Consider the following 14,012-nt stretch of genomic DNA (forward strand, 5'->3'; position numbering starts at 1 on the left):
TTCTCTCTCCAATTAGAAATCGTTATAAATATATGAACCGGTATTCGCGGTGTGAAAACCATACATAAAAAACAAAACAAGCAGTATCATCAAATAAAATCCTGTATGACATGTCCACTTGACAGCGGGCTTTTCATACAGCTGTTTCATCAATTGCAGCATATCAAAAATTCCCTTCCCGTTTTTTCGACAATCACATGAGTATTTGACGATTAGATGCTCAAAAAGTTTCATTTTTTCCCTAATCTCCCTCAAAATAATATATCGGCGTCTGCTTTTGAAAATGAAACTTTATACCTGCAAGGGCAAGAATGGAAAGTCTCGAGCTGATTTATAATAAAGGAAAACCTACATGGAGTCAAAAGATCTTTTTAACTTTTAAAAAGCGTAATGTACTTAAAAAAATTTTTCTGTACCTATTCGTTCGGGTAAAAGCAGAAACCTAATGAAATCGGGGCGGAAAGCGTATAATAAGAAAGAAAACGCCTTCTTGCGGTATCTTGTGAAATGAGGGAGAAGTCATTATGATAGATAAGGAAGCAAAAGGAGTTTTTATCAAGCTGCCGGCTGAAAAAAAGTAAGCCTTTTAATAGAAAGGAAGAGGAAGATGAACCAAACAAATAAGGGTGAGGGTCAGACAGCGCCGGAAAAAGAAAGCATGGGGCAGATCCTTTGGCAGTTAACCCGTCCTCATACGTTAACCGCATCGTTTGTGCCTGTGCTGCTCGGAACGGTTTTGGCGATGTTTTATGTGAAGGTTGATCTGCTGCTGTTTCTGGCTATGCTGTTTTCTTGCTTATGGATCCAAATTGCGACGAACTTATTTAATGAATACTACGATTTTAAACGCGGGCTAGATACAGCAGAATCTGTCGGAATCGGAGGTGCGATTGTACGCCACGGAATGAAGCCTAAGACGATTTTGCAATTAGCCCTCGCATCATACGGGATTGCCATTCTGCTTGGTGTCTATATTTGCGCAAGCAGCAGCTGGTGGCTCGCTGTGATCGGCCTTGTCGGCATGGCGATTGGCTACCTGTATACAGGAGGTCCGCTGCCGATTGCATACACGCCGTTCGGTGAGCTATTCTCAGGCATTTGCATGGGTTCAGTGTTTGTGCTGATTTCGTTTTTCATTCAGACAGATAAAATCAATATGCAAAGCATTTTGATTTCGATCCCGATTGCGATTCTTGTCGGCGCGATTAACCTGTCGAACAACATCCGCGATATTGAAGAGGACAAAAAAGGCGGACGCAAAACATTGGCGATTTTGATGGGGCATAAGGGAGCTGTCACTCTCTTAGCTGCGTCGTTTGCTGTCGCTTATATTTGGGTTGTCGGTTTGGTCATTACCGGTGCCGCAAGCCCGTGGCTGTTTGTCGTCTTTTTGAGCGTGCCTAAGCCGGTTCAGGCAGTAAAAGGATTCGTCCAAAAAGAATTGCCGATGAATATGATTATTGCAATGAAATCAACAGCCCAAACGAATACATTTTTCGGATTCCTGCTATCGATCGGATTATTGATCAGCTACTTCCGATAAAACCGAAAGACCGCCCGTTTCGTGCGGTCTTTTTTTGTTACATTCGACAGTATTTTGTAAAAAAATTCATAGAACCTTGCAGCAGGCAGGCACGTCTAGTACATGGACAGCGGATAAAGATCCGTTAAAGGAGATGACGAAAATGGATTTATCTGTAACACATATGGACGATTTAAAAACGGTAATGGAAGATTGGAAAAATGAATTATTAGTTTATAAATTTGCGCTTGATGCGCTGGATACAAAGTTCTCGATTATCAGCCAGGAATATAACCTCATTCACGGACACAACCCGATTGAACATACGAAATCCCGTGTCAAAAGCTTTGAAAGCATCGTGAATAAATTAATGAGAAAGGGCTGTGAGATTACGACAAAGGAAATGAAGGAGCACATCAACGACATTGCCGGTGTGCGCATCATTTGTTCCTTTATTTCTGATATTTATAATGTCGTTAACGTCTTAAAGCAGCATGAAGATTTGAGAATCGTAAAGGTAAAGGATTATATTCAGACGCCAAAACCGAACGGCTACCGAAGCCTGCATTTAATTATTGAGATGCCTGTGAATTTAACGAACCGTGTGGAATACGTCAAAGCAGAAATTCAAATCAGGACGATCGCGATGGATTTTTGGGCGAGCCTTGAACATAAAATTTACTATAAATTGAACAATGACGTTCCTAAGCAATTAACAGATGAGCTAAAGGAAGCCGCGGAGATCGCCCATTATTTAGATGAGAAAATGCTGGGGATTAAGAAAGAAGTGGATTAGAAAAGACGGCATCAAGTGCCGTCTTTCTTATTTAATATCTTCATAAATGTCAGAGGCTTTGGCCTTCATTTGTGTCTTATTGGTTTTCGGTTTCTTCTCTTTTTTCACAGCTTGATAGACAGCGGCTGTCACAAGATCGCCGGCCTGCTGGAGGCGTTCTTTGCTGATATGTTCGATCGAGTCTTCAGGAGTATGATACCACGGTTCAACTTCTTCGGTTTCCGGGTCTCCCCAAATAAAGTTGGCGGAATCAATGCCGGCTTCGTGGAACGGCACATGATCAGATGATCCTCCCTGTGTCAGAGACAGGCTGTCAAACCCAATTTTATCAGCGGCCGTATGGCTGGATTCCCAAACAGCGTTAGATTGGCCGTCCAATGTGTTGACATACAGCTCAGACGCATTCTCCCAGCTTGTGCCTACCATGTCTAAGTTAAAGTTCACTTCACTTCGTTTCAGCTCTTTTTCCGATAGATGATCTACATAATGAGAGGAGCCGAGCAGGCCGAGCTCTTCAGCGCCGAAAGCAATAAAGCGGATTTCTTTGTCAGAAGGAATGCTTTTTAGAACGCGCGCCATTTCCAGCATGACAGAGGTTCCTGAGCCGTTGTCATTTGCTCCGGGCGAAAAAGGAACACTGTCATAATGGGCCGTCACGTACACAATGTCTGGATGTTTGATGTTCTTTGGTTTTTTGATACCAATGATGTTCTGGGAGGTTTGGTTTGCGAATGCGTTTAGTTTTAAGGTGGCTTCTTTTTGCTGGGCAAGGGCTTCACCGTCTTCTTTCTTAATTCCAACGACAGGAATGCCGGCTTTATTTCCCGACAGGTTTGGCGTCACAGGCACGAGGCTTTCTTTGTTGTTATAAATGATGACAGCCTTCGCTCCGGCGTCTTCGGCGTTCTTGGCTTTCTCGTAAAATGTCAGATCTCCTCTGGCAATCAAGGCGATTTTGCCCTTGGCGTCAGCGGTGAAGTCCTTTGGATAGCCTAAGCCGGCATTGTAAAGCGGAGCCGTCAGCCCTTTTTCTTCAGTCGGGGCTGAGCCGGATGCCGCCCGGAGAAGAATGTCGCGTCCTTCTGAAGACAGCGTTCCCTCAAGCCGGTCAGGGATACCGAATCGTTGAACCTTCACATCAAGCTTTAATTTTCTCAAGGTTGAGGCGATCAATAAGGCACTCTTTTTTTCAGCGGCAGTTCCGGCTATTCTGGGGCCGATTGCTTCACTGAGCTGAGAAATGGTGGAATAAGCACGCTTTCCTTTGAATGGGAGCTCTCGCTCGCTATCTGATATTTGAACAGCGCGGGCGGCAGGGGTGACACTCTGTGCCGGCAAGAGAACCGTTCCGGCAGTTAAAACAGCCATCGTCATTACAGTCAAAAGCTTTTTCATCGAAAATAAACCTCCCCTAATGTATGGATGAGGATTATTTCGGGATACTAAAGGTATTTCCTGCAAAATGGAGAGCGTTTTTGAAAAGACAGTGCTTTATACCTGCAAAAAAACGCTTATGAATGAAGGGGCATAAGCGTTTCTGAATATCAGACTATTGAAGTTTTAAAAACTTGCGTTTGCCGACTTGGATGATCATATTTTCCTTTATCTCTGCATCAGCGTGGATATCTGTTATTTTCTCTCCGTTAATTCGGACACCGCCGTTTTGAATCATGCGGCGCGCTTCGCTCTTCGAAGAGAGAAGCTTCAATGTGACGAGCAGATCGACAACCGCTAGCGCTTTCTCGCCTTCCCATTTCACAGCCGGAATATCCTCAGGCAGGCTGTTTTCCTGAAAGACTGTTTTAAACGAGTGTTCGGCAGCTTCAGCGGCTTCTGCTCCGTGATACATTCGGACAATCGTTTTGGCTAAAAGCATTTTGGCATCCCTTGGATGAACGGCGCCGGTTTCTAAGTCTTTCACGAGCTGTTTTTTCTCTTCAAGCTCTAAGTCCGTTGCCAAATGAATGTATTTTTTCATGAGGCTGTCGGGCAGTGACATTGTTTTTCCGTACATGTCGTTTGGATGTTCGTCAATGCCGATGTAGTTGTGTTTTGACTTCGACATTTTTTCAACGCCGTCCAAGCCTTCCAAGAGCGGCATAAGGATGACAACTTGTTTTTCTTTGTCGTATCGTTCTTGGAAATGCCGTCCCATCAGCACATTGAAATGCTGATCTGTTCCGCCTAATTCAATATCGCTTTCGAGAACAACGGAATCGTATCCCTGCATCAGCGGGTAAAAGAATTCATGGAGTGAGATCGGTTTTTGCATGGCGATGCGTTCTTCAAAGTCGTCGCGCTCCATCAGGCGGGCTACCGTTATTTTGCCTGCCAATTCAATGACATCCTCCAGATTCAATGTTTTCAGCCATTTCGAGTTGTAGTGAAGCTCGACTTTTTCTTGATCAAGCACTTTTCCGAATTGCTGAAAGTATGTTTTGGCGTTTTGCTGAACTTCTTCATCAGTCAGCTGCTTTCTGGCTGCTGATTTTCCGGTCGGATCCCCGATTTTTCCTGTGAAATCCCCAATTAACAGCTGAACAATGTGGCCGTTTTCTTGAAATTGGCGAAGCTTGTTTAACACAACTGTATGGCCCAAATGCACATCTGGTGCAGATGGATCTAATCCGAGCTTAATTTTAAGCGGTGTGCCTGTGGAAATCGATTTAACGAGCTTCGCCTTTAATTCCTCGGGCGGTATGACCTCATGGGCGCCTGTCATGTATAACTGAAGCTGTCTTTCGACTTCTTTTTGCTGTGCAGCTGTAAGCTGATCAAATATTTTCATCGTTCATCCTCCTTTTTTAGAAACACAAAAAAGAGCCCATCCCGATAAGGGACGTGGCTCAATGCACGCGGTACCACCCTGGTTGAAGACATCGTCTTCCGCTCATTCGAATAACGGTTTCCCGTTCTTTGCTACTAAGGTTCACAAAGAAAGCTCGGGGAGGTAATTCACGTTTGCCTGTGTGCCGGCTCGCACCTTCCGCCGGCTCTCTGAAACAGGGAGACAAACCGCTACTGGATTCCCGTCAAAGCTTATGTTGTATGAAGATTGTCAGCTACCTTTCTAAGCAGCTCTGTCAGTGTTTTCTGTTCGTCCTTCGTCATTCCCGCAATGAGCTCTGCTTCCCCTTTGTGAAACTCCGGGTAGAGTTCTTCGATCGCTTGTTTGCCGGAATCGGTGATGGAGACAAACACGAGTCGTCGATCTCTTGTGTCGATGCTTTTACGGCAAAAACTCTTTTTTTCGAGCGTTTTGATCACGTTGCTTGCTGTAGCTGTTGAAATGCCTGACAGTTCAGCAATTTTTCTCGTTTCGAGCTTCCCCCATACCCATAGATCATAAAGAATGGAGAAAGCGGTCCAAGAAAGTTTATAAGAAGAAAGAACCTCAGTCTCCATTTTGACACGGAGCTTTTGCGCAGACCGATACAGATTCGTCGCAATCGATATGGCTTCCAGGTTCAGTGACTCAACGGGCATTTGTTTAAGCTTAGAAAGTGTGTCGTGTTCCTCTTTCCGAAGCTGCTGATGTTGATAGGAACGTTCCATTTTTTAGGCCTGCCTTAAATTATCAGAATCATTAGCTATGAAATGAATTGTAACAGAGTTTGATTTGAACTTCAAGCCAATATATCGGTTGAATAAAAAACGCCGCAAGAACCCCAAAATAAAGAAAAGACCACAAACGGGGGTGCAATCTTGCAAAAATATGTTCAATCCGTCTATAAACATGATCCGTTTCATCTTTTTTCAGCAGAGCATGTGGTGACGTTAGCGATTATCGCTCTTTTGGCCATTCTGTTGTTTCTGTTCCGCAAGGCGGTCAAGCGGCCTAATGTCAGCCGGTTTCTGCGCTATTTGTTTGTATTTCTGTTGCTTGGTTCGCAAATCGGCTATCAAATATGGATGATTGCCACGGGCAGGTGGTCGGTGCGCACTTCATTGCCTCTCCAGCTTAGTGACCTGTCGGTGTATTTGTCAGCCATCATGCTGGTTACCAAAAGCAGGAGGCTGTTTGTATTTTTATATTTTGTCGGCATCGGCAGCTCGATTCAGGCTCTTTTGACACCTGACCTCGGTATGTTTTCATTTCCGCATGTGCGATATATCCTCTTTTTTATTTCGCATGGGTCTGTGTTTTTATCCTGCCTGCTGATGGCAGTGGTCGGCACTTACAGAATGGGCCAGCGCTCCTTATGGGTGACCGTCCTGATTGTCAATGTGTACGGAGTCTGCATTTATCTGCTTGACCGCTGGATTGGCGCGAATTACATGTATTTGACGAAAAAACCGGGCGGTTCTTCTCTCCTGGATGTTCTCGGGCCGTGGCCGTGGTATATCGCTTCGGCTGAAGCCATTACGATCGCAAGCTTTTTTGTCCTTTATTGGCTATATCGCATGTTCAAAAAGTGACACCTTTTTTGTTGTATAGCACATTCTGTCTAAAAAAATATTGAAGAATAGTGTTTAATTTTCTGAAATCGGGAATGTAACTTGTACAACACAAAGGGAGATGAATACCATTGAAGAAAGATGAAATTATGCATATCGTGTCATGCGCAGATGATAATTATGCTCGTCATTTAGGTGGGATGTTCGTTTCTTTATTGACAAATATGGATCGGGAGAGAGAGATAAAATTATACGTCATTGATGGTGGAATTAAGCCTGATAACAAAAGAAGACTGGAAGAAACCACATTGAAATTTGGCGTCCCGATTGAATTTTTAGAAGTGGATACCAATATGTATGAACATGCGGTAGAGAGCAGCCATATTACAAAAGCGGCGTATTACCGCATTTCGATTCCTGACTTAATTAAGGACGAAAGCATCAAACGAATGATTTATATCGACTGTGATGCGATTATCCTTGAGGATATTTCGAAACTGTGGGACTTGGATATTGCGCCATATACGGTTGCTGCTGTTGAGGATGCGGGGCAGCATGAACGCCTGAAAGAAATGAATGTCAGTGATACAGGGAAGTATTTTAACTCAGGTATCATGATTATTGATTTTGAACCTTGGAGAAAGCAAAACATCACAGAAAAAGTCATCAACTTTATCAATGAAAACCCGTCTGAAGACTTTCTTGTGCTGCACGATCAAGATGCACTGAATGCGATCTTGTATGATCAGTGGTATGAACTTCATCCGCGCTGGAACGCTCAAACCTATATCATATTAAAACAAAAAACGCCTGCGACGCTGTTAGGCCAGAAACTTTATAGAGAAACGAGAGAAAACCCGGCCATTGTCCACTTCTGCGGCGGAGAAAAGCCTTGGAATTCCAATACGAAACACCCGTATCGCGATCAGTATTTCCATTACATGTCGTATACGAAGTGGAATACAATCAGCAATCCGGCGATCAACCAATAAATCGGATTTAAAAAACGCTTTTGATCAGCTCAAAAGCGTTTTTTTTGTTTGCCTCAGCGTGCGACTGACCGTTGGTAAAACCGCTGAATATGCATGGCGATATAGCACAATTCTTTCTCAGGAAACTCAAAGCCGTATGCCTTCTTCACAAATGTGCCGATGCTTAGGGCACACAGGAAGGCATCCTTAAACTTCTCTTTAATAATGTCGATCATTTCTGCATCCAGCTCGTAAATGGATTCACCCGCTTTGATATGCTGAATGGCAAAGCGGAGATGGGTCACAAGCCGTTCATAAGAAATGGTATCTTCAACAATATTGATTGACAGCTGAATTTCAATAATCTCGATAATATCACGGATCATTGTTGTAATATCAAGCGTCTGTGTCATATCACCGGCATTGTTTCTTGCTGTGTGGATATGCATGGCAATATTGCCGATTTCATCATCAGGAATGTGAATCCCCAGTTTATCTTTAATTAGCGTTCTGGCCCACAAGCCGATCTGGAATTCCTTCGGATAAAGAACTTTGATCTCATTCAGCAGCGGATTTTTGATGACCATTCCATTGCTCAGGCGTTCGATCGCAAAGGAAAGATGGTCTGAAAAAGCGACGTGAATGCGCTCGTTGATTTTGATGTTCAGCTCTTTTTCGGCATGGGAGATAATTTGCTCGGAAATCTGAATGTGGTCTTCCGGCAATGTTTCTAAAATCTCTTCGAACTGCTTATAGTCAGGTGTATCTTTTCTGACAAAGGTTTTTTCTATTTTTGACGGATCGACAATATCATTCTTCTTTTTATCGAACGCAATTCCTGCACCTAAGAGAATCTTCTCTTCATTTTGATCCTTTACGACGATAGCATTATGATTTAAGATTCTTTTAATTTTCATAGCTTTTTTTTGTCCTTTCATCCCCCGTTTTATGAATGAAAACGAATAAATCCAGTTATTCTGTCTCTTCTTTAAACCCGAGAAACAATGTAGCTATAAAAGCAGAGACGGCCGCGATCAAAAAACCGATCATATAATGAACAAAATTAGCTGCGCCGAACGGCAGCACGATTGAAATCATCGGAATGCCTGTCAGTCCGTAGGAATTCGACACGACATGTACCGCAACCATGTATGCTCCGCCAATAGCGCCGCCGATGGCAGCTCCGATAAAGGGGCGGATCAGTTTGACATTTACTCCGAATACAATCGGCTCCACAATGCCTAAAAACGCAGTCAGGGAGGCAGGGAGCGCAATTTTCTTCAGGCTTGATTGTTTCGTTTTGAAGAAAACCGCAAGCCCCGCTCCGCCTTGGGCCACATTCGCCATCGACCATATCGGCACTAAAAAGTTCACTCCTACATGCGGATCAGCAAGCAGCGTTGCCTCTATCGCATAAAAGCTATGATGCAAGCCAGATAGAACGATGGTGGAGTAGATGCCGCCGAACAGGGCTCCGGCGGCAATGCCGGCGTGATCGTAAATATAGACAATCGACTGTGTCATGATCTGGCCGATGATAGACGCGGCGGGATTCATCACAATCAGCGCGAGGCACCCTGTCATCATGACCGTAATAAAAGGAATGATGACGACATCGAGCGACTTCGGCACAATCGATTTTAACAGCTTCTCGATTTGGCTCATGACATAAACGGAGAGAAGAATCGGGATAATGGAGCCCTGATAGCCCATCATTGGTATATGCAGCCCCCAGATGTCTAAGGAAGCGGGGGTTTTGCTGCCGAGCATAGACGGGTCCAGCAGATCAGGATGCGTCAGGAGCCCTGCTATCACTGCCCCTAAATATGGGTTGCTGCCAAATTGCCGTGCGGCACTGAAGCCGACCAAAATCGGCAGCAAAATAAAGGCTGTACTGGACACGAGGTCGAGCACTTTGATCCACGGGCTGTCAGCTGCGAACCAGTGAAACACCTTAATCATTCCGATCAGCCCCATGAGCAGGCCGCTTGCTGTTATTGCCGGGATAATCGGCACAAAAATATCGGACAGTGTTTTTGCAAATGCTGCGACAGGGTTCAGCTTCCGTTTGGCCTTTTTCTGTTGAACAGGCTCTTCAGAAGGCGCGGCCTCCCACACGTGAACAACTTCTTTATATATTTTGTTGACGATGCCTGCTCCGAAGATAATCTGGAATAGCCCATATCGGAAAAAGGTGCCCTGTACACCGTGCAGTTTTTCTATGGCATGTATATCGATTTTCGTCTCGTCTTTTACCTCAAAACGAAGACGGGTCGTACAATGGCTGATGCTGATAATATTGCTTTTTCCTCCTGCGAGGAGCAATAATTCTTTTCCAATCTCTTTTTGCAAGCAATCAAAACCTCCTTTGCTGAAGAAAAGTCGGCTTGTTCATCGTATCAAATGAAAAGTTGACAATCAAAATGAAAAAGTGAGAAATACCGGCTGATAATGACAAAACGTGCAGGGACAACAAAAAATGCCCGCGTCGGTGACGGAGCATGAAAATAGGGATTGTCCATGGCGCCGTTATAAGCCCAACACGAAAAGAAGAGTTAAAATGTCCTGATTTTTTTGGACACTAATACTCCCTTTGCATCATTGGGTTTTGCCTGCCTGACCAGTCACAATCCCGCCATATGTGGTGATAACTGTAATAACGTTCATTTTATGCTGTTCATGGCTGGATAGCAATAGTATGAAAAGCCTGTGCGGTGAATGGGAAAAAGGTTGTGCGTGGTGTTTTTAGGGATGTAAAAAAGCCTGTAAGACTTAGAATACAAGTTTTACAGGCTTTTTGGTTACTTTTTCGGTTTGACGGCATTCAGCCGTTTTTGCAGCTTTGTTTTTTCATTGGATGCTTGTAATTGATTCACTGCAGACTGAGCGGATGCCTTTGATTGTTTTGTTTTGTCTTTTTCCGCTTTCTTCACTTTGGCTTTGGCAGTTTCGACTTTTTTTGCTTCGGCTGCCGCTGCTTTTTTCTTCACTTTGTCTAACCGTTTTTGCAAGGACGTTTTGTCTTTGCCTGATTGAAGCTGATTGACTGCCGATTGTGCTTTTGTCGCATTTGCATTAGTTGATTTCTTTTCTGCTGCTGCGACTGATTGCTGCGCCGTTTTCAAATTGGTGCTTTTCACTTTGGTAAGGCGCTTCTGCAGGGACGTTTTTTCTGAACCTGCCGGCAGCTTGCTGACTGCTGATTGGGCGCTGTCAACATCTGTTTTCTTTTTGCTTTTTTCCGCTTTCGCCACTTTCTCTTTCGCTTGCTTTGATGCAATATAGCGTTTTACTTGGTCTAAGCGTTTTTGCAGGTTCTTTTTGTCTGTTCCGTTCGGCAGCTTGTTGATGGCAGCTTGGGCTGTATCGACGGTTTGCTGTGTTTTATACTTTTCTGCCTTTACGACTTTGTCTTTCGCATCTTTTACATTTCTGTTTGACTGTATTTTATCCAGTCTTTTTTGCAGGGCTGTTTTGGCGTCAGAATTCGGCAGCTGGCTGACGAGTTCTCTCGCTTTGTTGATATCGGTTTGTGTTTTTGTCTTTTCCGCTTTTTTTACCGCTTGCTCTGCCGCCGCGTACGCTGAATCTGTTGCCTTCGCTTTATACTGGATGAAGCCGTAGCCAAATTGCTGATCGCGGCCTGTTGTTCCAAGATCAACGATATTTTTCTGCATATCTGCACGAAGCTGCACGTTTGTCTCGGCAGGATCACGCTGTTTTAACAAAGCAAACATGGCAGCGGCGTGCGGTGTCGCTTGGGATGTTCCGCTTCCTGTCGCATAAAATTGGTTTAAGTAAGTGCTCGTGATGTTTGTTCCCGGCGCTGAAAATTCAACTTCATCTCCAGTTGTTGAGAAGGAGGCAAGCTGATTCTTTTCGTTTGTCGCTGAAACCGCAACGACGCTGCTATATGCCGCCGGATAGTTCACTGGCTTGCCGTTCCCGTCGTTCCCGCTTGCGGCAACAAGCAGAACGCCTTGTTCATAAGCTTTGTCCACGGCGTCATGAAGGATTTGGCTGTCTGACGTCGTGCCAAGGCTCATATTGACGATGTCCATCCCGTTTGCGATCGACCAGTCAATTCCTTGGAGAAGACCTTGAAGATCCCCCGAGCCGTTCTGATCAAGCGCTTTAACCGCGTATATTTGTGCTTCCGGTGCGATGCCGTCAATTCCATAGCCGTTATGCTTGGCTCCGATAATCCCTGCGACATGTGTTCCGTGGCCGTTATCATCTTTGTAAGAAGAGGTGTAACTGACAGCTGAAAACCCGCCGGCAATCGACAGGTCATCGTGGGGGGAGATCCCGCTGTCAATGACTGCAATTTTGACATCTTTGCCTGTCAGTCCTGCCTTCCAAGCCTGTTTCACCTGAATGGGCTCAAGGTTCCACTGCTCGAAGTTGTCAGAGGTGTCAGTGCCGTCTGACAGGACTTTGAAATCCGTGCTGCCTGCTGCGGTGAAGGAGACATTGTTTTCGACATACAAAATATCAGGATCCTGTTTTAATTCTTTCACTGTCTCCTGATCTGCTGTGACCGCTACCGCCGGCAGATGCTTATACTGTTGTTCAACCTCAGCATAGCTGTCCAGAACGCTTTCCTTGCCGGCTTTGTTTTTATAAACCACAATAACCTCTTTCTCGCTGCTGTTTTGCGCATGAGCGAGAGGGCCTATGGCGAGAAAACTGAAAAACAGAGTGGCTGATACAATGAGTTTGCAAGACATGTTTTTCATGGTTCATCTCCTTTTTTCTATGATGTTTGATATATATATCGGAGAAAAAAGAGAGTTTGATAGTAAGGAGGAAAAAATATTTTCATGGACAGATTATTTAGCAGAATGCAGATTTTTTCCGCAGGAAGAGGAAATTTTCCAAATGAATTTGTAAGCGTTTTCAAAATAAGATAAAGAAAACATTGCGAAGGTTGTTCACAAAGCAATGAGAAAAGGGGGCTTTTCAGATGAGCGCATTCACTCGGGTGATGGAAGAAAAAATAATGCCTGTCGCTGGGAAAATTGCCGGGCAACGGCATCTCAGCGCTTTGCGTGACGGAATTATCCTGACCATGCCGCTGATTATTATCGGGTCTGTCTTTTTGATTTTAACGAGCCTGCCGATTCCTGGTTATGCTGATTTCATGACGAGTGTGTTTGGGAAAGAGTGGGCGGATAAGCTCGGATATCCGGTTAATGCTTCGTTTGATATTATGGCGATGATTGCCGCGTTTGGAATCGCCTATCGGCTGGCAGAAAGCTATGGTGTCGATGCCCTATCAGCCGGTGCGATATCAATTGCCGCATTTCTGTTGGCAACGCCGTTTGAAGTGCCGTTTACGCCGGATGGCTCAACGGAATCCATCATGGTCGGGGGCGGAATCCCGATCACACTGCTTGGCAGCAAGGGTTTATTTGTCGCCATGCTGATCGCTTTGTTTTCAACTGAAATTTATCGGTACATTATTCAAAAAAATATCGTCTTCAAAATGCCAGACGGCGTGCCGCCGGCGGTAAGCAAATCATTTGTCGCGCTGATTCCCGGCTTTATCATTGTTTTTCTAGTGTGGCTGGCGCGTCTTCTGATTGAAATAACGCCTTTTCAAAGCCTGCACAATGTCGTAGGAGACCTGCTTGGCACACCGCTTTCCATCCTTGGCGGCAGTCTCGGTGGAAGCCTGATCGCTGAGTTTGTGCAGATGCTGCTTTGGTCGTGCGGGATTCACGGGGCTTCAATCATTGGCGGAATTATGGCGCCGATTTGGTACGGCGCGATGGATGCCAACCGTCTCGCGTTTCAGGCTGGCGAGGCGCTGCCGAGTATTTTTACGACTCAGTTCTTTCAAATTTGGATCAATGTCGGTGGGAGCGGAGCGACGCTGGCGCTTGTCCTGACGATGCTTGTGCGCTCCCGGAGCAAACAAATGAAGCAGCTTGGCCGATTAGGGATTGGACCTGCGCTATTTAATATCAACGAGCCGATCATTTTCGGCATGCCGATTGTCATGAACCCGCTCCTCATTGTTCCTTTTATCATTGCACCACTCCTCACGATAACAGCAACTTATATCGGCATGAGCACCGGACTGGTGGCAAGGCCGGCCGGAATCGCCGTGCCATGGACGATGCCGCCGCTCATATCAGGCTACCTGGCGACAGGCGGAAAGGTATCGGGTGCTGTTATGCAGCTGGTGAATCTGCTGATCACCTGCGCCATCTACTATCCGTTTTTCAGAATATGGGATCATCAAAAATGGAAGGAAGAGAGTGCGGTTGAATCTGGGGGTGAGAATGTTTCGTAATTTTGTAAGCGTTTAAATAATAAA

The 14,012-nt window shown here is 45.0% G+C and carries 13 protein-coding genes and 1 other annotated feature; of the genes, 6 read left to right on the plus strand and 7 right to left on the minus strand.

Features of this window, described 5'->3' with window-relative positions:
* Nucleotides 1–12: 12 nt before the first annotated feature.
* Entirely contained in the window at nucleotides 13–162 is a 150-nt protein-coding gene (locus KHQ79_RS13705; RefSeq protein ID WP_003227330.1) for a teichoic acid D-Ala incorporation-associated protein DltX, read from the minus strand.
* 149 nt (nucleotides 163–311) lie between these two features.
* On the opposite strand from KHQ79_RS13705, the gene KHQ79_RS13710 reads away from it, so the two are divergent.
* The 3 genes from KHQ79_RS13710 (at nucleotide 312) to ywaC (ending at nucleotide 2,318) form a co-directional block, all read left to right on the plus strand.
* Complete coding sequence (locus KHQ79_RS13710) at nucleotides 312–446, plus strand: hypothetical protein (RefSeq protein WP_032731716.1); 135 nt, start codon at nucleotides 312–314, stop codon at nucleotides 444–446.
* Between the two features lie 161 nt (nucleotides 447–607).
* On the plus strand, nucleotides 608–1,543 hold the full coding sequence (locus KHQ79_RS13715; RefSeq protein WP_225515623.1) for a 1,4-dihydroxy-2-naphthoate polyprenyltransferase: 936 nt from the start codon (nucleotides 608–610) through the stop codon (nucleotides 1,541–1,543).
* Between the two features lie 142 nt (nucleotides 1,544–1,685).
* Nucleotides 1,686–2,318 carry a GTP pyrophosphokinase YwaC gene (gene ywaC / locus KHQ79_RS13720; protein WP_003222250.1) on the plus strand — a complete coding sequence of 211 codons (633 nt, stop codon included), beginning with the start codon at nucleotides 1,686–1,688 and terminating at the stop codon, nucleotides 2,316–2,318.
* 27 nt (nucleotides 2,319–2,345) lie between these two features.
* Here the strand turns inward: ywaC and KHQ79_RS13725 are convergent, their stop codons facing one another.
* The 3 genes from KHQ79_RS13725 to ywaE all read right to left on the minus strand — a co-directional run bounded on the left by KHQ79_RS13725 (nucleotide 2,346) and on the right by ywaE (nucleotide 5,873).
* On the minus strand, nucleotides 2,346–3,713 hold the full coding sequence (locus KHQ79_RS13725) for a M28 family metallopeptidase (protein WP_225515625.1): 1,368 nt from the start codon (nucleotides 3,711–3,713) through the stop codon (nucleotides 2,346–2,348).
* Nucleotides 3,714–3,867: 154 nt separating this feature from the next.
* On the minus strand, nucleotides 3,868–5,106 hold the full coding sequence (gene tyrS / locus KHQ79_RS13730; RefSeq protein WP_225515627.1) for a tyrosine--tRNA ligase: 1,239 nt from the start codon (nucleotides 5,104–5,106) through the stop codon (nucleotides 3,868–3,870).
* A 44-nt stretch (nucleotides 5,107–5,150) separates the two neighbouring features.
* Nucleotides 5,151–5,363 (minus strand) — a binding site (T-box leader).
* A complete protein-coding gene (gene ywaE / locus KHQ79_RS13735; protein WP_003236091.1) occupies nucleotides 5,358–5,873 on the minus strand; it encodes a tyrZ transcriptional regulator YwaE in 516 nt (171 codons plus the stop codon). It overlaps the preceding feature by 6 nt.
* Nucleotides 5,874–6,023: 150 nt before the next feature.
* On the opposite strand from ywaE, the gene KHQ79_RS13740 reads away from it, so the two are divergent.
* Together KHQ79_RS13740 and KHQ79_RS13745 are read left to right on the plus strand one after the other, a co-directional pair.
* On the plus strand, nucleotides 6,024–6,737 hold the full coding sequence (locus KHQ79_RS13740; protein WP_003236090.1) for a YwaF family protein: 714 nt from the start codon (nucleotides 6,024–6,026) through the stop codon (nucleotides 6,735–6,737).
* Nucleotides 6,738–6,847: 110 nt separating this feature from the next.
* Nucleotides 6,848–7,708, plus strand: coding sequence for a glycosyltransferase family 8 protein (locus tag KHQ79_RS13745; RefSeq protein WP_003236089.1), 861 nt, complete (start codon nucleotides 6,848–6,850; stop codon nucleotides 7,706–7,708).
* Nucleotides 7,709–7,761: 53 nt separating this feature from the next.
* Here KHQ79_RS13745 and sacY read toward each other — a convergent pair whose 3' ends face one another.
* The 3 genes from sacY to KHQ79_RS13760 all read right to left on the minus strand — a co-directional run bounded on the left by sacY (nucleotide 7,762) and on the right by KHQ79_RS13760 (nucleotide 12,426).
* Nucleotides 7,762–8,604: a transcription antiterminator SacY gene (sacY, locus tag KHQ79_RS13750; protein WP_003236088.1), complete on the minus strand. Its 843-nt coding sequence runs from the start codon at nucleotides 8,602–8,604 to the stop codon at nucleotides 7,762–7,764.
* 55 nt (nucleotides 8,605–8,659) lie between these two features.
* Nucleotides 8,660–10,039, minus strand: a complete 1,380-nt coding sequence (gene sacX / locus KHQ79_RS13755; protein ID WP_225515629.1) for a SacY negative regulator SacX — start codon at nucleotides 10,037–10,039, stop codon at nucleotides 8,660–8,662.
* A gap of 449 nt (nucleotides 10,040–10,488) precedes the next feature.
* Nucleotides 10,489–12,426, minus strand: coding sequence for a minor protease Epr (locus KHQ79_RS13760; RefSeq protein ID WP_225515631.1), 1,938 nt, complete (start codon nucleotides 12,424–12,426; stop codon nucleotides 10,489–10,491).
* A gap of 227 nt (nucleotides 12,427–12,653) precedes the next feature.
* Here KHQ79_RS13760 and celB point away from each other — a divergent pair, with 227 nt between their 5' ends.
* Nucleotides 12,654–13,988: a PTS cellobiose transporter subunit IIC gene (gene celB / locus KHQ79_RS13765; RefSeq protein WP_225515633.1), complete on the plus strand. Its 1,335-nt coding sequence runs from the start codon at nucleotides 12,654–12,656 to the stop codon at nucleotides 13,986–13,988.
* Nucleotides 13,989–14,012 lie beyond the last annotated feature (24 nt).

This window comes from Bacillus sp. TSO22 (assembly GCF_020223595.1).
GTDB lineage: Bacteria > Bacillota > Bacilli > Bacillales > Bacillaceae > Bacillus > Bacillus inaquosorum.